Genomic DNA, 19,707 nt, shown 5'->3' with positions numbered 1-19,707 from the left:
CGGACTCTGCTGCGCAATTGCCGAGCGTGACGTAACCGTGCCGATCCAGCGTTCGGAGCGCACCGCACAAGCGGGCATACCGGGCGGAGGTAGGGCCCTCGAACGCGGCGCGTGGCCGCCCGCCCAATTGCGCAGCAGAGTCATTGCGTCAATCAAAGCTCCCTGAGTCCCACCCGTCTGGCGGGAATCCGACCTCGCGTTCCCACCCGCACTCGACGGGGTTCCGGTAGCACTCGCCCAAGAACCAACAAAGCAGCCCCTGGGCCTCGGTGATGCGCGCTACACGGTGCTCTGGGACCGGCTGGGGACTTCGCCCTGAGGTGGCGGTAGACGGTGGCGCGGGAGAAGCGCCGACCGGCGGGCGGTCTGGACTGGGCCTTGCCGTCTGGCCTCGACCCCGAGTTCCGCCAGGTGGGTCAGGGCGGGCAGAGCCGCGGCGACCGTTTCGCCCAGGCCCCAAGAGCGGTTCGGGCTTCTACGCCTACGCCTGAGCCGGGAGGGGCGAGCGGCCCCGGCGGGTGGCGGTGGTGGCTCCCGGTCCGCGCCTCAGGTCGTGGTGGGGCCGGTTCCCGGCGTCCCACGCCGGGAACCGACGGGGGGCGCTTCCCACCCGCCGGACACGCCGGGGGCGCCGTCTTCCCCGTCCCCGTCCCTGCGCAGCACAAGCAGGGCGATGTCGTCGCGGGAGGTGCCACGCGCGTGTTGCGCGAGTGACGTGAGCGTCCGCCGCAGCACCTCGGCGGGGTCGGCCGGCTCGGCGCGGCCGGCTTCGGCCAGCGCCTCGGGCAACGGGAAGGTCCTGCCGCGTCGGTCACGGGCGTCTTCGGCGCCGTCGGTGTGCAGGACGAGCATCTCTCCCGGCCCCAGCCGCGCGCAGGCCCGTGCGGTCAGGTCGCCGGGCAGGGGGAAGGGGCCCATCGGCGGCATGGGCGCCTCCCGGGCCACCTGCTCCACCGTGCCGTCGCGTATCAGGTGGGGCCAGGGATGGCCACAGTTGAGCGCCAGCACACTGCCGTCGGCGTGGATCTCCAGCAAGAGGACCGTCACGAACTCCTCGGCCGCCGCTCCTCCCTCGCCGTTCCGCAGGTGCCGTGCGAGCGACCGGTCCAGTCGACGCAACACGTCACCGAGGGCCCGTTCGTCGTGCACGGCCTCGCGGAAGCAGCCGAGGACCGCGGCGGCGGTCGCGAGCGCGGCCAGTCCGTGGCCCCGGGCATCCCCCATCACCACGCGGACACCGTGCTCGGTGCGGGCGACGTCGTACAGGTCGCCCCCGATCCGGGCACCGTGGTCGGCGGAGAGCTGGGCCGCGGCCACGCGGAGGCCGCCGACCCGGGGCGGCGGTGGTCGTAGCAGGGCTCGCTGCGCCGCCTCCGCCGCGCGACGCGCCCCGCGCAGGTCTCGTAGCAGTGTGCGCCCTACGTGCAGCACCAGGCCGGTGCCGACGGCGACGAGGACGCCGCCGGTCACGACGCGGGCGCCAGGCCCCTCCTGCCGTGCGATGGGACAGGTCAGCCGGTAGGTCGCGGCCGTGGCGCCCAACAGCGCGGGCACCCCGAGAGGAAGCGTGCCGCGAGGCGGCGCCTTGATGTGGATCATGCCGGTGACCCCCCGTCGGGCCCAGACAGAATCGGACCGGCCCCCAGGGGCCGGTCCGATTCTGTCCACAAGAAGGCCGGTAACGTCCGGATCGCCCAGTATCGCCACTCGTACGAGTGACACGCCGGGGATCCGCCGCCGGGAAGCGGGGGCGGAGGGCCCGCGTCCCCGGCGGGCCCGGCATCACGTCGGACGACCGGGCACCGGAGGGCGCACGCCCTAGCCGCGCAACACCGCCCCGGTGCGCTCCCCCGCGAGGGCCACCGCGGCGTCGCGCGCGGCGGACGCCTCGTCCGCCGTGAGCGTCCGGTCGTCGGCCCGGAAGCGCAGCGCGTAGGCGAGGGACTTGCGTCCCTCCCCCAGTTGCTCGGCGTTCTCGTACACATCGAAGAGCCGGATCGCCTCCAGCAGCTCGCCCGCGCCTTCCCGCAACGCCTCCTCGACCTCCGCCGCGGCGATCGACGCCTCGACGACCAGGGCGACATCCTGGGTGGCGACCGGGAAGGACGAGATGTCCGGCGCCTGCGGGGTGATGTCGCCGGCGCGCTCCACCCCGTCGAGGTCCAGCTCCATCGCGCAACAGCGGGCGGGCAGCCCGAGCGCCTTCAGCACGCGCGGGTGCAACTCGCCGGCGTGGCCGACGACTCTCGGCTCCCCGTCGACCCGGACGACGAGTTCGGCGCAGCGGCCCGGATGCCACGGCCCGTACTGCCCCTTGCGGACGATGAGTTCGGCACCCGCCTCGCGGGCCACGACCCGAGCCGCCTGCACGGCGTCGGCCCAGTCCGCGGGCCGTCCCCCGCCCCACCAACCGGCCTGCTCGCGGGCACCGGCCAGCACGACCGCCACGTGGCGCGGCTGGTCGGGCAGCGACCGGTTCAGCGCGGCCAGTTCGTCCTCTCCGGGGCGCCGGTCGACGGACGGCCGCACGGCGGCCTCGGATGTCCGGCGCGGGTGGAAGACCAGCCCGGTCTCGAAGAGCGCGAGGTCCTGGCCGCCGCGGCCCACGTTGCGACGCAGCGCGCCGAGCAGGCCCGGCAGCAAGGTTGTCCGGAGCGCGGGCTCCTCGTCGCTGAGCGGGTTGACCAACCTCACGACACGCCGCGCCGGATCGTCGGGCGCCAGCCCGAGCCGGTCCAGAACCCGCTCGTCCAGGAACGGATAGTTCGGCGCCTCGACGTAGCCGGAGCCGGCCAGCGCGCGACCGACCCTGCGGTGCAGCCGTTGCCGGGGGGTCGTGCCCCGCCCTGCCGGCGGCCTCGGCAGCGTCGCCGGGAGGTTCTCGTACCCCTCCAGGCGAATGACCTCCTCGGCGAGGTCGTTCGGATCGGTCAGGTCGGGACGCCAGGAGGGCACGGTGACGATCAGCTCGTCCTGCCCGTACACGTCGCAGCCGACCTGCTGCAAACGCCGCACGACGACCTCGCGCCCGTAGCGCACCCCCGCCACGCGGTCCGGGTGGTCGGCGGCGAGCGTGACGGTGCGCGGCACCGGTGGGGCGCTGACCTCGGTCACCCCCGCCTCGGCGGTGCCGCCCGCGAGCAGCACCAGGAGATCGACGGTGCGCTGCGCCGCGGCGGACGCGGCCTGCGGATCGACGCCGCGCTCGAAGCGGCGGGACGCCTCGGTGGACAGCTTGTGACGGCGCGCGGTCCGGGCGATGGCGACCGGGTCGAAGTGCGCGGCCTCCACGACCACGTCCGTGGTGGCGGTCCCCCCCTCGGGACCCGCCGGATGGTCGGCGATCTCGGTGTCCTCGCCGCCCATGACACCGGCCAGGCCAATCGGCCCGCGCTCGTCGGCGATGACCAGATCCTCGGCGTGCGGCTTCCGCTCGACACCGTCCAAGGTGACGACGCGCTCGCCCTCCCGGGCGCGGCGCACGCCGATGGCACCGCGCACCCTGCCGCGGTCGTAGGCGTGGAGCGGCTGGCCCAGTTCCATCATCACGTAATTGGTGACGTCGACGGCGAGGGAGACCGGCCGGACACCGACCTTCTGCAGCCGGCGCCGCAGCCAGATCGGCGAGCGGGCCTCGGGATCGAGACCGGTCACCGTCCGCGCCGTGAAACGGTCGCAGCCGGCCGGGTCGCCGACCTTCACCGGGTGGCCGTGGCCGTTCGGCGTCGGCACGTCGAGCAGCGCCGGGTCCCGCAGGGGCAGGCCGTAGGCGATCGCCGTCTCCCGGGCGACACCTCTCAGGGAGAGGCAGTCGCCGCGGTTGGCCGTGACGGCGATGTCCAGCACCTCGTCGACCAGCTCCAGCAGTTCGACGGCGTCCCGACCGACCTCGGTCTCCGGGGGGAGCACGATGATGCCGTGCCCTCCGTCGTCGCCCATCCCCAACTCGTCGGAGGAGCAGATCATGCCGTGCGAGACCTTGCCGTAGGTCTTGCGCGCCGAGATCGAGAAGCCACCCGGGAGAGTGGCACCGGGGAGGACCACGACGACCTTGTCGCCGACGGCGAAGTTTCGCGCGCCGCAGACGATCTCCTGTGGCTCACCCGTGCCGTTGGCCCGACCCACGTCCACGGTGCAGAAGCGGATGGGCTTCTTGAAGCCCTCCAGCTCCTCGATGCTCAGCACCCGTCCGACGACCAACGGCCCCTTGAGGTCGGCGCCGAGGCGTTCGACGGTGTCGACCTCCAGACCGGCCGAGATCAGCTTGGCCTGGACGTCGCGGCCGGTCTCGGTCTCCGGCAGGTCGACGTACTCCCGAAGCCAGGAAAGCGGGACCCGCATCAGATCTCCATCCCGAACGGCCGGGTGAACCGCACGTCACCCTCGACCATGTCTCGCATGTCTCTCACGTTGTGGCGGAACATCAGCATCCGTTCGATACCGAAACCGAAGGCGAAGCCGCTGTACCTCTCGGGGTCGACCCCGCAGGCCCGCAGGACGCGCGGGTTGACCATGCCGCACCCGCCCAGCTCGATCCACCCCTCGGAGGAACAGGTGCGACAAGGCCGGTCGGGGTCGCCGACCGACGCGCCTCGGCAGACGTAGCAGACCATGTCCATCTCGGCCGAGGGCTCGGTGAAGGGGAAGAAGTTCGGCCGCAGGCGCGTCGTCATGTCCGGGCCGAACAGCGACTGCACCAGGTGATCCAGTGTGCCCTTCAGATCGGCCATGGTCAGCCCCTCGTCCACGGCGAGCAGCTCGACCTGGTGGAAGACGGGCGTGTGGGTGGCGTCCAGTTCGTCGGTGCGGTACACACGACCGGGGCAGATGACGTAGACCGGCGGCTCCCGGTCCAGCAGCGAGCGGATCTGCACGGGAGAGGTGTGGGTGCGCAGGACCACACCGGAGTCGCCCGATCCGTCGGGACGCTCGACGAAGAAGGTGTCGGCCTCACCCCGGGCGGGATGGTCCGGTCCGATGTTGAGAGCGTCGAAGTTGAACCACTCGGCCTCCACCTCGGGGCCTTCGGCGACGGCGTAGCCCATGGACGTGAAGACGTCCTCGATCCGCTCCGAGAGGGTGGTGAGCGGGTGCCGCGCGCCGGCCGGCACGCGGTCGTAGGGCAGCGTGACGTCGACCGCCTCCTCGACCAGCACCCGGGCGTCCCGCTCCTCCTCCAGCTCGGCCTGCCGGGCGGCGAGAGCCTTGTTCACCTCGCCCCTGGCCCGACCGACCCGTTTGCCCGCCTCCGCCTTGGCCTGCGGCGGCAGGGCACCGATCTCGCGGTTGGCCAGGGCCAGCGGGGACGTGCCCCCGGAGTGGGCGACCTTGGCCTCCTGGAGTGCGTCGAGGGAGTCCGCGGCGGCGAACGCGGCGAGCGCCTCGTCCCGCACGCGCTCGATCTCTTCCGGTTTCAAGGACTCGACCTCGACAGGGTCGTAGGACTTATTGGGTGCCGACATCTCTTCCCGTGCTTCCGATTGGCTGGCTGATGGTCCCCGCACGACGAGCCGCGCTGGCGCGGGCCGGGCTCGGGCCACGAAGGTGCCAGGGGTCGAGTCTAGCGGGGCGGGCGAAGGCGGAGGCGCCCGCGGGGGCCGCCGGCTCTCAATCGAGATAGGCCGGTGCCGCCACGGGCAGGGTGAATCGGAACTCCGCGCCGCCCCCGCCTGCCCTGCCGACCGTGATCGCGCCACCGTGGGCCTCGACGATGCCCTTGACGATGTACAGCCCCAGCCCGGTGCCGCCTCGCCTGCTGCCCCGCCAGAAGCGGGTGAAGACGCGATTCATGGACTCCTCCGGAATGCCGGGCCCCTCGTCGCTCACCGTGACCGACGTACCGGTGTCCTCGCCCTCGCGGGGGGAGGCGGCGGCCGTGACATCGATGGTGACGGTTCCCTCGCCGTGGCGCACCGCGTTTTCGACGAGGTTGCCGAGCACCTGGTCGATCTTGTCCGGGTCCGCCCAGAGCGGGGGCAGGGGCTGGGCGAGGCGGAGGAGGAACCGGTCGGCCGGGAGTCCGGCGGCGACGTGCGCCTGGATGTGCCGTCCGACCGCGGCGCCGATGTCCACCGGCTGCCGGCGGACCTCCAGCCGGCCCGAGTCGATGCGGGAGATGTCGAGCAACTCGGCGATGAGGCGGGTGACCCGGTCCGCGTCGGCGTCGACCGTCTCCAGCATCAGCCGCTTCTGATCGTCGGTGAACCTCTCCCACTTGGCGAGGAGCGTGGCGGTGAACCCCTTGACCGAGGTCAGCGGGGACCGCAGCTCGTGGGCGACGGTGGCGATCAGCTCGGCGTGACCTCGCTCCGTGCGGCGGCGTGCCTCCGTGTCGCGGAGTGTGACGACGAGGCGGTGGAGGGGGCCGGCGGGGCGCGCGCGGACGTAGCGGGCGGAGACCAGGACCTCGCGCCCCCCGGGCAGCAGGAGGTTGCGTTCCGGCTGTCGACGCCGGATCGCCAGCCCCCCGTAGGGATCGGTCAGCTGCCACCAGCGCCTGCCCTCCAGGTCCTCAAGCGGCAGCGCGGTGTCGAGAGGGAGGCCGACGACCTCGGCGGGCTCGCGGGTGGTGATCCGCGCGGCGGCGGTGTTGAAGCAGATGACACGCCCGCGCGCGTCGGCGACGACGAGGCCGTCCGGGAGTTCGTCGGGGTGGACGCCGGTGTGCGCGTCCACGGGGTCGGACAGGCCCGCGGCAGCACGGCGTGCCCCGTGTGCTCCCGGCGCGCTGCTCGTGCCGACACTCATCGCCGTACCCCACCTCTCGACCGTGCCGGGGGCCCCGAGCAGGTCACCCTACTAGCTGTCGGTGACGGAGCGGCACCCCGTGGCGGCGCGCTGTGCACGCGCCGACGCGTAGAGACATACGGCCGCGGCGGTGGCGAGGTTCAGGCTCTCGGCCCTGCCGTGGATCGGGACCCGGACCGCGGCGTCGGCGAGGGAGAGAGTCTCGGGTGGAAGGCCCCACGCCTCGTTGCCGAAGACCCACGCGGTGGGGCCGCCCATGCTTCCCGCGTCGAGTTCGGCGTCGAGGTCGTGCTCGCCCGCGCCGTCGGCGGCGAGGACGCGGACGCCGGCCGCCCGCAGTCGGTCCACCGCGTGCTCGACCGGGACTCCCACGGCCACCGGAAGATGGAAAAGGGAACCGACGGACGCCCGCACGGCCTTGGGGTTGTACAGGTCGACCGAGGCGTCGGTGAGGACGACGGCGTCGGCTCCCGCGGCATCGGCGCAGCGCAACACCGTGCCGGCGTTGCCCGGGTCGCGGACGTGCGCCAGGACCGCCACCAGCCTCGGCCGGGCGGCCATGACCTCTTCGAACGCCGTGTCGAGGAAGCGGCAGACGCCGACCAGGCCCTGGGGGGTGACGGTGGTGGAGATGTCGGCGACCACCTGCTCGGAGGCCAGGTGGACGCGGGCGCCCGCCGAGCGGGCGGCGCCCACGATGTCCGCGTGGCGGTCGGCGGCCTCCTCGGTGACGAACAACTCGACCAGCGTCGCCGTGCCGTCGCTCCGATGCTCCGCGGCCTCGCGTACGGCCTGCGGCCCCTCGGCCAGGAAGAGCCGCTCCCTGGCGCGGAGGCTCCGCCTGGCCAGCCTTCGGGCCGCGGCGACCCGGGGGGAGCGAGGGGAGATCGACTCGGCGGCGGGCATGCGGGGTCACTTTCCAAGGAGGGGCGCCGTCCGAACGCCCGGCGCGATTCGAGGCGGGCCGACGAGGGCCGCGCACGCGCACGGCACGGCGGACCCGTGGGGCGTGCCCACGGGTCCGCGCGCCGGGCTCACGACCGGTGTGGTCTCACGCGGCCTTCGGCGCGTTCACGTCGCTCGGGAGCGCCTTCTGGGCGACCTCGACGAGCGCGGCGAACGCGGTCGGGTCGTTGACCGCCAGCTCGGCGAGGATCTTGCGGTCCACCTCGACGTTGGCCGCCTTGAGGCCCTGGATGAAGCGGTTGTAGGTGATGCCGTTGGCGCGGGCGGCGGCGTTGATGCGCTGGATCCAGAGCTGACGGAAGTCGCCCTTGCGCTTCTTGCGGTCGTTGTAGTTGTAGACCAGGGAGTGGGTGACCTGCTCCTTGGCCTTGCGGTACAGGCGCGAGCGCTGACCGCGGTAGCCGGAGGCCTGCTCGAGGATCGCCCGGCGCTTCTTGTGGGCGTTGACCGCCCGCTTGACGCGTGCCACTTGTTGACTCCTTGTAGCGGGGCCGTGGTGTCCTCACACGGCCCGGAAAACGATTGGGTCCCGGTGTCGACGTGGGGCGCGAGATGATCGGTCGATCACGTCACGCCGCGCGTCACTTGCCGAGAAGCTTCTTGATCTTCTTGGCGTCGCCCGGGGCCATCTCGGCGTTGCCGGTGAGGCGACGCGTCACACGGGACGACTTGTGCTCGAGCAGGTGGCGCTTGCCGGAACGCTCCCGGAGCACCTTGCCGGAGCCGGTGATCTTGAAACGCTTGCTGGCACCGCTGTGCGTCTTGTTCTTCGGCATAGCGCCGTTCTCTCCTCTGGGTGGCGCTCCGGCGCCCGGCCGTGAGACCGGGCACGGTGAAGCGTCGCTCGTGTTTCCTTCACTGCGCGGGACCGCGATCCCACGTGATCACGCCTCGGCGGGCTCCTCGGCGTCCGCGGGGTTCTGCGACCGACCGGGGTTGGCCTTCGCGGACGCCTTGCGGGCCTCCTGGGCCTGACGGGCCTCGGCCATCGCCTCGGTCTTCTTCTTGTGCGGACCGAGAACCATGATCATGTTCCGGCCGTCCTGCTTCGGATTGGACTCCACGAAGCCCAGGTCCTGGACGTCCTCCGCGAGGCGCTGCAACAGCCGGTAGCCCAGCTCGGGCCGGGACTGCTCGCGACCGCGGAACATGATCGTGATCTTGACCTTGTCGCCCTGCTTGAGGAACCGGACGACGTGACCCTTCTTGGTGTCGTAGTCGTGCGGATCGATCTTCGGCCGGAGCTTCATCTCCTTGATGACCGTGTGCGCCTGGTTCTTGCGCGCCTCACGGGCCTTCATGGCCGACTCGTACTTGAACTTCCCGTAGTCCATGAGCTTGCACACGGGCGGACGGGCGTTCGCCGCGACCTCGACGAGGTCGAGGTCGTACTCCTGCGCAAGCTCCAGGGCCTTGGCAAGCGGGACAATCCCGACCTGCTCGCCGCTGGGACCGACAAGTCGCACCTCGGGAACGCGAATCCGGTCGTTGATGCGGGGCTCGGCGCTGATGGATCCTCCTCGATAAGCACCACGCGACGGTCTGGCCGACAGCCGCGTAACGTCTGTGTCCGTTGGACCTGACCGCGCCGAGACACACGAAACGCCCCGGACGATCACCAGCGGGGCTCCTCGAACTACTACCGGAGCACCGCCGCCGTGAACGCGGGGCGCGATTTCGGGCCGATCATCGCCACGGGGGCGATACGGCCAGACCGGTGACCCGCCGTCCTCGGGGAACGGCCAGGTGGGAGTTCGACAGCCTCCACTTCGTGGGTCGCACTCGCTACCATGAGGCAGACGTGTCCGACCGGTCGTTCGCCCACTTTAACAGCTCGCCGGACGGGGAGCCAACGCGCGACCGGGTACGGCCGCGCCACCGCGGGCGCCTATCGTGTCCGACATGAGTGAGACCCCCGCCGAGTCCCCCGACTTCGACACCATGACCCGCGACATCGCCGAGGTGCCGGCGGTGGAGGTGATCGTGACCGTCGCGGTCAACCTGATGAGCGCCGCAGCCGTGAAGCTCGGCCTCACCGAGGAGGGTGACCGACACAAGGACCTGGACGAGGCCCGCAAGCTGGTGCACGCGCTGGCCGGGCTGCTGGACGCCGGCGCCACGGAGATCAGCTCCTTCCACGCCGCACCCCTGCGGGACGGTCTGAAGTCGCTCCAGCTGGCCTTCCGCGAGGCGTCCCTCGTCGCGGACGATCCGGGCCAGGGGCCCGGTGAGAAGTACACCGGGCCCGTCTTCGGCTGATCGACCGGCGGACACCCGCCCGGCCCGCTCGCCCGGATGACCGCCGGACTCGCCCACGCGCGTGTCCGCGGCGGCCGTCCGGTCGCCGGGGGCCGGGAGCGCCTGCTCCCGGAGGCTCAACGGACGTAGACGGGCTCCCCCGGCGGTGTCGCGTCGGCCGGAAGCACCGCCAGATCGAGCCCGCGCACCAGGCGCGCCCTCAGCGTCTCGTCGGCCGCCAGGCGCTCGGCGACGGCGCGAATCACCTGACCGGCCGCCGCGTCGGCCGCCAACACCAACGCCAGCGTGCCGTCGGCGCGCCCCGGCCCCAGGTGGGCGCGGAGCACCGCCGGCTCGTCGGCCAGGGCACCCCGCAGCGCCTCCGTGACGGCCGGGTCGGCGAGCGGCTCCGTGCTGGTCCGGCCCTCGGCGAGCGCCAACAGGGTCGGCCCCGTCAGCTCGAAGGGCACCGGACCGGCGAGATCCAGCACGACGGTGTCGGCCTTTTCGTGGGCAGCCGCCCGCAGGGCCTGCCGGAGCGGGACGGCCACGGGACGGGCGGTCGGGTCCCACCGTGCCAGCGCGTCGGTGGAGGTGAACGCCGGGAGGGCGGTGCGGCCCCCGGCCTTGAGCGTGGGCACCGCCATGTCGCTGGTCTTCTCCCGGCGCACTCCGCCCGGTTCCTCGGTGACCTCGCCCAGCACGGCGACCACGGGGACCAGCAACCGGGCGTCACGCAGCGCCGTCAGCACCGGCCCCACGGCGGTGCGGTCGTCCGCCCAGGCCGCCAACGCCGCGCTGACCCTCGGGTCGGCGGAACCGTCGTCGTCGCGGAAACCGGGGTCGGGGATGTTCTTGTTCGCCACGGCCCCGACCCTATCCGGGGCCCTGGCGAGAGCGGTGGGGCGGTCGTCCCCGGAGGCCGGGGACCTCCGCGGGCACCGACCGCCCCGGACGGCCCCGTCACGGATGAGCCGCCCGGGGCCGGGTCGCGAGCGGCCCGCCGAGCGGTGGCGCCGATCGCGCCACCCCCATCGGCCGGGCCCGGCCGGTCTCCCCGCCCCTCGGCCGTTCGGTGCTCACCCGGGGTGATCGCAGCGGCCGGCGCGGCCGGAGCGGCCACGCCAGAGCGCGAGGGAGCCGACCAGCAGCACGGAGCCGGCGCCCACGGCGAGCGGGGCGGCCCATGCGGTGTCGACGTTCGTGCCCTCGCCGGGGCCCGGCCCGGGGCCGAAGAACCGCTCCCCGTCTCCCGTCGGTTTCGGGTCCTCGTCCCGGAGGCTCCCCGCCGCCGCCAGCGCGGCGCCGGGGTCGACGAAACCGGCGCCTCGGGAGTCGTCCCGGCCGCCCTCGGGCGTGTTGCGCGCGGTGTCCTCCAGGACCCGCTTCACCTGCGCCGGAGTGAGGTCCGGGTGCGCGGACCTGAGCAGCGCGACGACCCCGGAGACGAAGGCCGCCGCCGCGCTGGTGCCCCACCCCTCGTAGTAGGTGCGGTCGGGATCGATGATGATCACGTCCACACCCGGGGCGCTCACCGTCGCGTACCAGCGTCGTGTGGAGAACGGGGCCCGGGTGCCGTAGCGGTCGACGGCGGTCGCGGCGATGACGCCGGGGTAGGCGGCCGGGTAGGAGACGCGGTCGCCCTTCTCGCCGCCGTTTCCGGCGGAGGCGACGACCACGACTCCCTCGCCGAGCGCGTACTGGATCGCCTCGTCCTCGGCGGCCTCGGGATGGGCCGAGGCCGAGTCGTCGCCGAGGGAGAGATTGATGACGTCGGCCCCGTTGTCGACGGCCCACCGGATGCCCTGGGCGAGGGCGTCGGCACGCGCCTTCCGGGCCTTGGCGCGCGCGGGGTCGCCGTCCTCCAGGATGACTCGCACGGGCAGGATGCCCGCCTCGGGAGCGACCCCCACGACCCCGTCGCCCCGATCGGGACCGTGCCCGTGGGCGGCGATGATCCCCGCCATGGCGGTGCCGTGCCGCGCCCAGGCACGGTCGCCCTCGGCGGCACCGAAGCCGATCAGGTCCCGCCCGTCGAGGACGTTGCCGACGAGGTCGGGATGGTCGGCGTCGACCCCGGTGTCCAACACGGCCACGGTGACTCCCGCGCCGCGGCTGGTCCGCCAGGCGTCTTCGAGGCGGAGGGCGTCCAGGGACCACTGCCGGTCCCGGATGCCGTCGGCGTGAGCGGCGGACGGGGAGAGGAACGTCAGGGCGAGGGCGAGCGGGAGGGCCCGAGACAGACCCCGACCGACCCGGGCGGCGGTCACGACGAAGCCCTCGTCGCGGGCGGCTCTCCGACGGCGCGGCGCACGCCGCGCTCCAGCCGGTCGGCCAGTCCTCGCGCGTCGTGGCCGAGGCCGGCCTGGGCGGGAGCGGCGGTCGCCTCGGACTCCGCGTCCTCCTCCGCGGGCGTCGGATCCGCCACGATCCGGCCGTCCGCCCATCCGGTGACGGAGTAGACGACCACCGGGGCGTCGGTCAGCACGGACACCGTCCAAGTCGCCCGCTGCGCGGCTCCGAACCCGGCCGCCACCGTGTCCGCCACCGCGTAGGGCAACGGCATGAGATCCGCGCGCATCCCCAGCCCCTCCGCGTCGAACCTGGTGGCCAGCGCGTCGGTCGCCGCCCGGTCCGCCTCCGTGAACACGAGCCCGACCGTGGTGACATGGCTCCGGGTGACGTCGGTGTAGGTGGCCCTCAACAGGCGGGCACAACCGACGGGAGCGAGAGCCCTGGCCAGCAACGGGTCGAAGGCGCCCGCGCAGTCGTCGTCCGGCGCGACGCCGACTCTGACCCAGGTGCGGTCGGCGCCCCCGGGACCGGCGCCGCCCCCCTGGACGACGGGCGGGAACAAGTCGTCGACCGGCACCGTGTGCCACAGGCCCCGAGCGGCGGAGAAGGCGTCGGGGCTCGCCGCCTCGTGCGCGCCTCGGCCGTACCAACCGCCGGCGACCGCGCCACCGATCAGGCCGAGACCGAGGACGAGGCAGACGCCGGCGGCCACGGCCCGGCCGCGGAAGCGCCCGCCGGAGGAGACAGTCGGCGGTGGCGGAAGACCGTCGGCCGTCGGCCCGTCGGGCGGCGTGGGAAGGTCGTACCAGGGGTGGAACGGCTCCGACGCCCCGTCGGTCGCCCCCGAGGACCCCCGCCCGAGGACTTCGAACGGAACGGGAGCGGCGCGCCCCGGCGCGTGTTCGACGTGCCGTGCCGGCGCGGACGCCGGGAACCCGTGAGGTGTCCTGGGAGGAGGGGGCACGGGGCCGCGCGACGCTTCCGTGCCCATGCGCCCCCAATTCCCGTGCCCCGATCCCGTCGGACCGCCGCGCACTCGCCGCCGGGGCGGGTCGACCAGCGTGGACGTCCCGCCATCCCGGTGCCGACGCGACCGGACCGTTCCGTCGTCCGTCGGCGTCACTTTACGACGTGCCCGGTCGGCGGGGGGACTCGGTCCGCGCCCGCGGGGTATTGGGCCGGAAACGTCCCCTACCCGGCGGCGTCCGCGTCTGCCAGGCTCCCGCCATGACCGCGCGCGCCCGGGACCGTGCCCGATACGACCGAGCGACCGCCGGCGTGGAAGCGCCGCTGGCGATCGTGGATCTGGACGCCTTCGACTCCAACGCGGACACCCTGACACGCGCGGCCTCTGGCAAGCCGATCCGGGTCGCCAGCAAGTCACTTCGCTGCCGGGGTCTGATCGAGCGCGCCCTGGCCCGGGAGGGTTTCGCGGGCGTCCTGTCCTTCACGCTCGCGGAATCCCTGTGGCTGGCCCGTTCCGGGGTGGCGGACGTGCTGCTGGCGTACCCGTCCGCGGATCGGGCCGGCTTCGCCGAGCTGGCCGCGGACCCGCTGCTCGCCGCCGCCGTCACGGTCATGGTCGACGATCCCGCGCAACTGCGCCTGATCGAGGGGGCCCGCGGCGGCGGTCGGGAGGTCGTCCGGGTCTGCCTCGACTGGGACACGTCGCCGTGGCTGCTCGGCGGGCGGATACGGATCGGCGCACGACGGTCTCCGCTGCGCTCCCCCGCGGACCTCACCGGCCTGGCCCGATCGGTGGACCGTCGCCCGGGGTTCCGGCTCGTGGGGCTCATGGCGTACGAGAGTCACCTGGCCGGTGTCGGGGACGCGGTGGCGGGCCACCCGCTCCGGTCGCGGGCGATCCGAGCCGCGCAGGACCTGGCCCGTAGGGATCTGACGGAGCGTCGGGCCCGAGTCGTGCGCGCGGTTCGGGCGGTGGCGCCCGCCCTGGAGTTCGTCAACGGCGGCGGCACGGGGAGTCTGCCGCACACCGCCGCGGAGGGGGCCGTGACGGAGGTGACCGCGGGCTCGGGCCTCTACCTCCCGCGGCTGTTCGACCACTACACGTCGTTCCGGGGTCGCCCCGCCGCCCTGTTCGCCCTGCCCGTGGTGCGCCGCCCCGGTGTCGACTCGGTGACCGTGCTGGGCGGAGGCTACCCCGCGTCCGGCCCCCCGGGCACGGACCGGCTGCCCGTCCCCTGGCTCCCGGCGGGGCTGCGGTACCTGCCGCTGGAAGGCGCGGGCGAGGTGCAGACCCCGCTGCGGGGTCCGGCCGCCGCCGCCTTGCGGCTGGGCGACCGCGTCTGGTTCCGCCACGCCAAGGCCGGCGAGTTGTGCGAACGCTTCGACACGCTGCACCTGGTGAGGGGCGACGTGGTGACGGGGGTGGTGCCGACGTATCGGGGCGAGGGCCGGGCGTTCCTCTGAGCGGGCCCCCGGGCGAGCGGGCGGGCCTCCCGGTCGGGCCGGTGGGCGGCGTGTCGGCCCCGCCGCACCGCGATCCGGCCTTCAGCCGCGCACGGTCCGCAGCGCGGTGTCGAGCACTCGGGGCGCCGAGGCGAGCGACGGTCCGTACCAGGTCAGGTGGCGCCCGCTGACCAGGACGGACGTCAGGCCGGGGAACGCCTCCGGGCCGTCGTCGGCGGTGAACCGGTACGGCTCGTCCGGGAGGACGACCGCGTCCGGACGCTCGGCGCGCACCTCCTCGACGGGAATCCTCGGATACCGCTCGGCGTGCCCCGTCCACAGGTGGTCCACGCCGAGCCGGGCGAGCACGTCGCCGGCGAAGGTGTCCCTGCCCAGGAACATCCACGGCCGCCGCCAGATCGCGACGGCCGCCGTGAGCCGCCGATCCGGCACCGGCCGCGTGGACCAGGCCGCCTCGGCCTCGTCCAGCCAGCGGGGCCGGGTTCGCGCCCCGCACGCCTCCAGAACCGAGGCCAGCCCGTCGAAGGCCGCGGAAACGGTCCGCACCTCGGTGACCAGGACCTCGATACCCGCCGCACGCAGCGCGGCGAGATCCGCCTCGCGGTTCTCCTCCTCGTTGGCGATCACCACATCGGGGCCGAGCGCGAGGATCCTCGCGACGTCGGGGTTCTTGGTCCCGCCCACGCGGACGGCGTCGAGCCCGGCGGGATGGGTGCACCAGTCGGTGACGCCGACCAGGGCGTCGGGCACCGTGAGGGCCACGGACTCGGTGAGCGACGGCACGAGGGACACCACCCGGACCGGGCCGCTCACCCCCGCCGCCGCCGGTCGCCGACAGCCTCGATGTGCTCGGCCACGGTGACGACGAGGAACCGGGTGTCCGGCTCCGTCGCCCGCCAGCGGTGCCGTACCCCGCCGGTCAGGTACATGGTGTCGCCACGCCCCAACCTGTGGGCGCGGCCCTCCGCCTCGATCTCCACCGCGCCCTCGACCACGTACATTAGCTGGTCGTTGCGGTGGCGGAGCTCCCGGCCCACGTCGTGGTCGCCCACGAACTCCGACGCGTGCATCTGGTGGTGACCGCGGACCAGCGACCGTACCCGCGCCTCGTCGCCCGCACCGTCCTCCTCGGCCCGGACCACGTCGACGCTGCAGGCGGGGTCGGCCGCCGCCAGGAGCTCCACGGCGGTGGTGCGCAGCGCGTCGGCCATCTTCTCCAGGGAGCCGGGACTGGGCCGGGCCCGGTCGTTCTCGACCTGGCTGAGGAAGGGAACGGACAGCCCGCTCCGCTCGGCCACGACGGCGAGGGTGAGGTCGAGGGCCCGACGCCGGCGGCGCACGGCCGCGCCGACCCGGAGAGGCCGTTCCTTGTGGTCGCCCATCGCTCCGGCTCCCTCCTTCTCCGTCGACCGCGCCGTCCCGAGTCCGCCCCGGACCGCGCGCGGACTCTCCGCTTTCTCCGCAGCCTACGCAGGTTCGGCGCGCCGAACCCCGCGCGTGTCCCGTGCGCCCGCGTCCGCGCCGGCACCGATGTCGTACTTCACGCCACTCCCAGGGTCGCGCACCCGCGAGCACGGGGCGCTCCCGGGACCCCGCCCGAGTGCCCCGTTCCCCGCCGATGTGCCCGAACGGAGCGGAGAGGGACCCCCGGTGTCGCGCTCCGTGGTTGTCCGGATCCATACCGTCGCCCCTCGTCTCCCGGGGGACACGCGCGGACCGGCCGACGACCTCTCGCGGTGCCGAACGTGCCACGAGCCGACCCCCCGGATACCGCGGGGACTGCGGCATGATGCGGGACGTGACCGGACGACTGATGCTCCTCGACACCGCCTCCCTCTACTTTCGCGCCTACTTCGGCGTCCCGGAGTCCGTGCGCGCTCCCGACGGCACGCCGGTGAACGCGGTGCGGGGCCTCCTCGACTTCGTCGACCGCCTGGTCCGGGATCACCGGCCGACGCACCTCGTGGCGTGCGTGGACGCGGACTGGCGCCCGCAGTGGCGCGTCGAGCTGATCCCGTCGTACAAGGCACACCGCGTCGCCCGGGAGGTGGAGGCCGGTCCGGACGAGGAGGAGGTCCCGGACACCCTGACCCCGCAAGTGCCGGTGATCGAGGCCGTGCTCGACGCGCTGGGGATCGCCAGGGTGGGCGTGCCGGGCTACGAGGCGGACGACGTCATCGGCGGGTACGCGGCACGAGGCACCGGGCCCGTCGACATCGTGACCGGGGACCGGGACCTGTACCAGCTCGTCGACGACGCCCGCGACGTCCGGGTCCTGTACCCGATCAAGGGAGTGGGCACGCTTCAGGTCACCGACGAGGCGGTACTGCGGGAGAAGTACGGTGTCGGCGGCGCGGGATACGCGGATCTGGCCCTGCTGCGCGGCGACCCCAGCGACGGCCTGCCGGGCGTGCCCGGGGTCGGGGAGAAGACGGCGGCGAAACTGCTCGCCGACTTCGGGGACCTGGCGGGCATCCTGGCCGCCGCGGACGATCCGGGGGCGCGGCTCACCGCCACCCAGCGCCGCCGGCTGACCGAGGCCCGGCCGTATCTGCAGGTGGCGCCGAAGGTGGTGCGGGTGGCGGCGGACCTTCCCCTGCCGGCCGTCGACACGACGCTGCCGCGCTCCCCGCGCGATCCCGCGACACTGGCGGCGCTGGCGACCCGCTGGGGTCTGGGTGGGTCGCTGGAGCGGCTGCTCGGCACGCTGCGGGAGTGACGGGGTGTCGTCCGGTGGTGGTCGCGGCGGGGTGTGCCCGTCGATCGAGCGACGCGTCGGAGGGCCGGCCTCGGGCACCCGGGGGACACGGGCCCGCCGGGGGCGCACGGGGTGGCGGGCCGACCCGCCCGTCGGTGGCCTCCGCCGCGCGAGGGGCCCACGGGGCGGACGCGGGCGGCGCGCCGTGGCGGATTCGTTCGTGCGCGTGGGGCGTCACAAGAGCGGGAGATGTTAGCTTAGGTAAACCTAACTCAGGGAATCCTGACCACAGGACCAGGGAGGCCGTGATGGCAGACCGACGGGGACGCAAGCCGACGCGCACGCCGCGCTCGGCCCGGGTGATCCACACCGAGCGACTGACGCCGCACATGCAGCGCGTGGTCCTGGGCGGCGACACCCTCGCGGGGTTGGCGGCGGACACCTGCACCGACCACTACGTCAAGCTCCTGTTCCCCTCCGGGGGCGCCCGCTATCCGGAACCGTTCGACATGGATCGCATCCGGGCGGAGTTCCCCCGTGAGCAGTGGCCGGTGACCCGTACCTACACGGTGCGCCGTTGGGATCCCGAGCACCTCGAACTGACCCTGGACTTCGTGGTGCACGGAGACGAGGGCCTCGCGGGTCCGTGGGCGGTGCGCGCCCGGCCGGGGGAGACCGTGCACTTCCTGGGGCCGGGCGGCGCCTACGCCCCGGATCCCACCGCCGACTGGCACCTCCTCGCCGGCGACGAGAGCGCGCTGCCCGCCATCGCCCGGTCGCTGGAGGCCATGCCGCGCGGCACCCGGGTCCACGCCTTCGTGGAGGTGGCGGGCCCGGAGGAGGAGCAGAAGGTCGACTCCGACGCGGAGATCGTCTGGCTGCACCGGGGAAGTCGTCCGGTCGGCGAGGCGGTGGTCGAGGCGGTGCGGGGGCTGGACTTCCCGGAGGGGCGGGTCCACGCCTTCGTCCACGGCGAGGCAGGCTGGGTGAAGGAGCTGCGCAAGCTGCTGCGGGTCGAGCACGGGCTGCCCCGCGAAGCCCTCTCGATCTCCGGCTACTGGCGCCTGGGCTGCGACGAGGACGGCTGGCAGGCGTGCAAGCCGGAGTGGAACGCCCGGATCGAGGCGGAGCAGGAGCGCCGCGCCAAGGTGTCGGCGGCCTAGCGGACCGATCACGCGCACCACGCGGCGCCCTCGGGTGGGGCGGCGACCGGCCCGCCCCGTGCCGTCGTGGCCGCTTTCCTGTGCTCGGTATCGGTGTGGGCCAACCGGCTAGGCCGCGTAGGCTGCCGGCGATGAGACGTCGACGCACCCCCCCGCCACCGGCACCGCTGCCTCAGCGCGACGGAGTGGACCCGGTCAGGGTCCGGCTGCCCGTCACCGGGCCGTGGTCGACGGTACGCGACTACCTGGTGTGGCGGCTGTCCGGAGCGCCCGCCGGGGCGGTGGCCACGCTGATGGACGACGGCCTCGTGGTGGACGCCGACGGGCGGGCGGTGACGGCCCGGGACCCCTTTCGACCGGGGGCGTACGTGTGGTTCCACCGGGAGCGGCCCGCCGAGCACCCGGTGCCCTTCGCCCTCGACGTGGTCTACCGGGACGCGCACATCGTCGTCGCCGACAAGCCCCACTTCCTGGCCACCACACCACGCGGTGGACACGTGGTCGAGACGGCGCTGACCCGTCTCCGCCGCGACCTGGGCATCCCGACGCTCACGGCGGCGCACCGTCTGGACCGGCTCACGGCCGGTCTGGTGCTGTTCACCGTCCGGCCGGAGGAGCGCGGCGCGTACCAGACCCTGTTCCGCGACCGGCTGGTACGCAAGGAGTACGAGGCCGTCGCCCCCTACGATCCGGAACTGGACCTGCCCCGCACGGTCCGCGGTCGCATCGTGAAGGAAAGGGGCGTGCCGGCCGCCCGGCAGGAGCCGGGGACCCCCAACGCCGAGAGCCGGGTCGAGTTGGTGGAGCGGCGGGCGGGGGCGGTGGATCTCGGTCGCTATCGCCTGCTCCCCACGACCGGTCGCACGCATCAACTCCGGGTGCATCTGAGCGGGTTGGGCGTGCCGATCCTGGGGGATCCGCTCTACCCCGTGGTGACCGACCCGGCACCACCGGGCGACTTCCGCCGTCCTCTGCAACTGCTGGCGACCGGCCTCGCGTTCACCGATCCGTGGAGCGGGCGACGGCATCGTTTCCGGACCGGGCGGACGTTGGAGGCGTGGTCCTCGTACGGGACGTGGTGCGCTTCCGACTGACTCCTTCCGGTGGCGGCGGCCACCCGAGGTCCTGGCGGCGCGCGGCGGGTCGGCCGGGGACGGTTCGCGGGACTCC

General features: G+C 73.8%; 18 protein-coding genes. 5 read left to right on the top strand and 13 right to left on the bottom strand.

The features are described from left to right. Nucleotides 1-546 precede the first annotated feature (546 nt). The 8 genes from JEK78_RS19675 to infC all read right to left on the bottom strand — a co-directional run bounded on the left by JEK78_RS19675 (nucleotide 547) and on the right by infC (nucleotide 9,224). Nucleotides 547-1,599, bottom strand: a complete 1,053-nt coding sequence (locus tag JEK78_RS19675; RefSeq protein WP_200261508.1) for a PP2C family protein-serine/threonine phosphatase — start codon at nucleotides 1,597-1,599, stop codon at nucleotides 547-549. Nucleotides 1,600-1,818: 219 nt separating this feature from the next. Then, nucleotides 1,819-4,341 (bottom strand): phenylalanine--tRNA ligase subunit beta, encoded by a 2,523-nt coding sequence (gene pheT / locus JEK78_RS19670; protein WP_200261507.1) that lies wholly within the window; start codon nucleotides 4,339-4,341, stop codon nucleotides 1,819-1,821. Then, nucleotides 4,341-5,462: a phenylalanine--tRNA ligase subunit alpha gene (gene pheS, locus JEK78_RS19665; RefSeq protein ID WP_200261506.1), complete on the bottom strand. Its 1,122-nt coding sequence runs from the start codon at nucleotides 5,460-5,462 to the stop codon at nucleotides 4,341-4,343. The genes pheT and pheS overlap by 1 nt, the downstream gene beginning before the upstream one ends. Nucleotides 5,463-5,607: 145 nt before the next feature. After that, nucleotides 5,608-6,747 (bottom strand): ATP-binding protein, encoded by a 1,140-nt coding sequence (locus tag JEK78_RS19660; RefSeq protein ID WP_200261505.1) that lies wholly within the window; start codon nucleotides 6,745-6,747, stop codon nucleotides 5,608-5,610. A 51-nt stretch (nucleotides 6,748-6,798) separates the two neighbouring features. Then, nucleotides 6,799-7,653, bottom strand: a complete 855-nt coding sequence (locus JEK78_RS19655; RefSeq protein WP_200261504.1) for an RNA methyltransferase — start codon at nucleotides 7,651-7,653, stop codon at nucleotides 6,799-6,801. A gap of 145 nt (nucleotides 7,654-7,798) precedes the next feature. Then, the gene (gene rplT, locus JEK78_RS19650) at nucleotides 7,799-8,182 is read right to left on the bottom strand and encodes a 50S ribosomal protein L20 (RefSeq protein ID WP_200261503.1); all 384 of its coding nucleotides are present in this window, start codon (nucleotides 8,180-8,182) and stop codon (nucleotides 7,799-7,801) included. Nucleotides 8,183-8,294: 112 nt separating this feature from the next. Continuing rightward, nucleotides 8,295-8,489, bottom strand: a complete 195-nt coding sequence (gene rpmI / locus JEK78_RS19645) for a 50S ribosomal protein L35 (RefSeq protein WP_121888283.1) — start codon at nucleotides 8,487-8,489, stop codon at nucleotides 8,295-8,297. 108 nt (nucleotides 8,490-8,597) lie between these two features. Continuing rightward, nucleotides 8,598-9,224, bottom strand: a complete 627-nt coding sequence (infC, locus tag JEK78_RS19640; protein WP_200264263.1) for a translation initiation factor IF-3 — start codon at nucleotides 9,222-9,224, stop codon at nucleotides 8,598-8,600. A gap of 391 nt (nucleotides 9,225-9,615) precedes the next feature. Between infC and JEK78_RS19635 the strand changes: the two genes are divergently transcribed. After that, nucleotides 9,616-9,972: a DUF1844 domain-containing protein gene (locus tag JEK78_RS19635; protein ID WP_200261502.1), complete on the top strand. Its 357-nt coding sequence runs from the start codon at nucleotides 9,616-9,618 to the stop codon at nucleotides 9,970-9,972. Between the two features lie 116 nt (nucleotides 9,973-10,088). Here JEK78_RS19635 and JEK78_RS19630 read toward each other — a convergent pair whose 3' ends face one another. From JEK78_RS19630 to JEK78_RS19620, 3 genes are all read right to left on the bottom strand, one after another. Next, the gene (locus JEK78_RS19630; RefSeq protein WP_200261501.1) at nucleotides 10,089-10,817 is read right to left on the bottom strand and encodes an SseB family protein; all 729 of its coding nucleotides are present in this window, start codon (nucleotides 10,815-10,817) and stop codon (nucleotides 10,089-10,091) included. Between the two features lie 213 nt (nucleotides 10,818-11,030). Then, nucleotides 11,031-12,194, bottom strand: a complete 1,164-nt coding sequence (mycP, locus tag JEK78_RS19625) for a type VII secretion-associated serine protease mycosin (protein ID WP_242483433.1) — start codon at nucleotides 12,192-12,194, stop codon at nucleotides 11,031-11,033. Between the two features lie 23 nt (nucleotides 12,195-12,217). Beyond that, nucleotides 12,218-12,958, bottom strand: coding sequence for a hypothetical protein (locus JEK78_RS19620; RefSeq protein ID WP_200261499.1), 741 nt, complete (start codon nucleotides 12,956-12,958; stop codon nucleotides 12,218-12,220). A gap of 515 nt (nucleotides 12,959-13,473) precedes the next feature. Between JEK78_RS19620 and JEK78_RS19615 the strand changes: the two genes are divergently transcribed. Further along, nucleotides 13,474-14,676 (top strand): amino acid deaminase/aldolase, encoded by a 1,203-nt coding sequence (locus tag JEK78_RS19615; protein ID WP_200261498.1) that lies wholly within the window; start codon nucleotides 13,474-13,476, stop codon nucleotides 14,674-14,676. A gap of 81 nt (nucleotides 14,677-14,757) precedes the next feature. Here the strand turns inward: JEK78_RS19615 and JEK78_RS19610 are convergent, their stop codons facing one another. Together JEK78_RS19610 and JEK78_RS19605 are read right to left on the bottom strand one after the other, a co-directional pair. Further along, nucleotides 14,758-15,489 (bottom strand): helical backbone metal receptor, encoded by a 732-nt coding sequence (locus JEK78_RS19610; protein ID WP_200261497.1) that lies wholly within the window; start codon nucleotides 15,487-15,489, stop codon nucleotides 14,758-14,760. Continuing rightward, the gene (locus JEK78_RS19605; protein ID WP_200261496.1) at nucleotides 15,486-16,058 is read right to left on the bottom strand and encodes an XRE family transcriptional regulator; all 573 of its coding nucleotides are present in this window, start codon (nucleotides 16,056-16,058) and stop codon (nucleotides 15,486-15,488) included. Before JEK78_RS19605 ends, JEK78_RS19610 begins: the two co-directional genes overlap by 4 nt. A gap of 407 nt (nucleotides 16,059-16,465) precedes the next feature. Between JEK78_RS19605 and JEK78_RS19600 the strand changes: the two genes are divergently transcribed. From JEK78_RS19600 to JEK78_RS19590, 3 genes are all read left to right on the top strand, one after another. Beyond that, nucleotides 16,466-17,395, top strand: coding sequence for a 5'-3' exonuclease (locus tag JEK78_RS19600; RefSeq protein WP_242483432.1), 930 nt, complete (start codon nucleotides 16,466-16,468; stop codon nucleotides 17,393-17,395). 287 nt (nucleotides 17,396-17,682) lie between these two features. Further along, a complete protein-coding gene (locus JEK78_RS19595; protein WP_200261494.1) occupies nucleotides 17,683-18,537 on the top strand; it encodes a siderophore-interacting protein in 855 nt (284 codons plus the stop codon). Between the two features lie 131 nt (nucleotides 18,538-18,668). Further along, on the top strand, nucleotides 18,669-19,631 hold the full coding sequence (locus tag JEK78_RS19590; protein WP_200261493.1) for a pseudouridine synthase: 963 nt from the start codon (nucleotides 18,669-18,671) through the stop codon (nucleotides 19,629-19,631). Nucleotides 19,632-19,707 lie beyond the last annotated feature (76 nt).

Origin of the sequence: Streptomyces sp. HSG2 (assembly GCF_016598575.1) — a bacterium.
GTDB lineage: Bacteria > Actinomycetota > Actinomycetes > Streptomycetales > Streptomycetaceae > Streptomyces.
The sequence above is the reverse complement of the archived record's forward strand: the minus strand, read 5'-3'. Positions and strand labels throughout refer to the sequence as shown.

What these genes read in the sequence shown, in the direction of transcription:
- JEK78_RS19635 (WP_200261502.1), top strand. Translation starts at nt 9,616, where the DNA reads ATGAGTGAGACCCCCGCCGAGTCCCCCGACTTCGACACCATGACCCGC.
- JEK78_RS19590 (WP_200261493.1), top strand. Translation starts at nt 18,669, where the DNA reads ATGAGACGTCGACGCACCCCCCCGCCACCGGCACCGCTGCCTCAGCGC.
- pheT (WP_200261507.1), bottom strand. Translation starts at nt 4,341, where the DNA reads ATGCGGGTCCCGCTTTCCTGGCTTCGGGAGTACGTCGACCTGCCGGAG.
- JEK78_RS19660 (WP_200261505.1), bottom strand. Translation starts at nt 6,747, where the DNA reads ATGAGTGTCGGCACGAGCAGCGCGCCGGGAGCACACGGGGCACGCCGT.
- JEK78_RS19605 (WP_200261496.1), bottom strand. Translation starts at nt 16,058, where the DNA reads ATGGGCGACCACAAGGAACGGCCTCTCCGGGTCGGCGCGGCCGTGCGC.
- JEK78_RS19655 (WP_200261504.1), bottom strand. Translation starts at nt 7,653, where the DNA reads ATGCCCGCCGCCGAGTCGATCTCCCCTCGCTCCCCCCGGGTCGCCGCG.
- JEK78_RS19615 (WP_200261498.1), top strand. Translation starts at nt 13,474, where the DNA reads ATGACCGCGCGCGCCCGGGACCGTGCCCGATACGACCGAGCGACCGCC.
- pheS (WP_200261506.1), bottom strand. Translation starts at nt 5,462, where the DNA reads ATGTCGGCACCCAATAAGTCCTACGACCCTGTCGAGGTCGAGTCCTTG.
- JEK78_RS19600 (WP_242483432.1), top strand. Translation starts at nt 16,466, where the DNA reads ATGCGGGACGTGACCGGACGACTGATGCTCCTCGACACCGCCTCCCTC.
- rpmI (WP_121888283.1), bottom strand. Translation starts at nt 8,489, where the DNA reads ATGCCGAAGAACAAGACGCACAGCGGTGCCAGCAAGCGTTTCAAGATC.
- JEK78_RS19675 (WP_200261508.1), bottom strand. Translation starts at nt 1,599, where the DNA reads ATGATCCACATCAAGGCGCCGCCTCGCGGCACGCTTCCTCTCGGGGTG.
- JEK78_RS19595 (WP_200261494.1), top strand. Translation starts at nt 17,683, where the DNA reads ATGGCAGACCGACGGGGACGCAAGCCGACGCGCACGCCGCGCTCGGCC.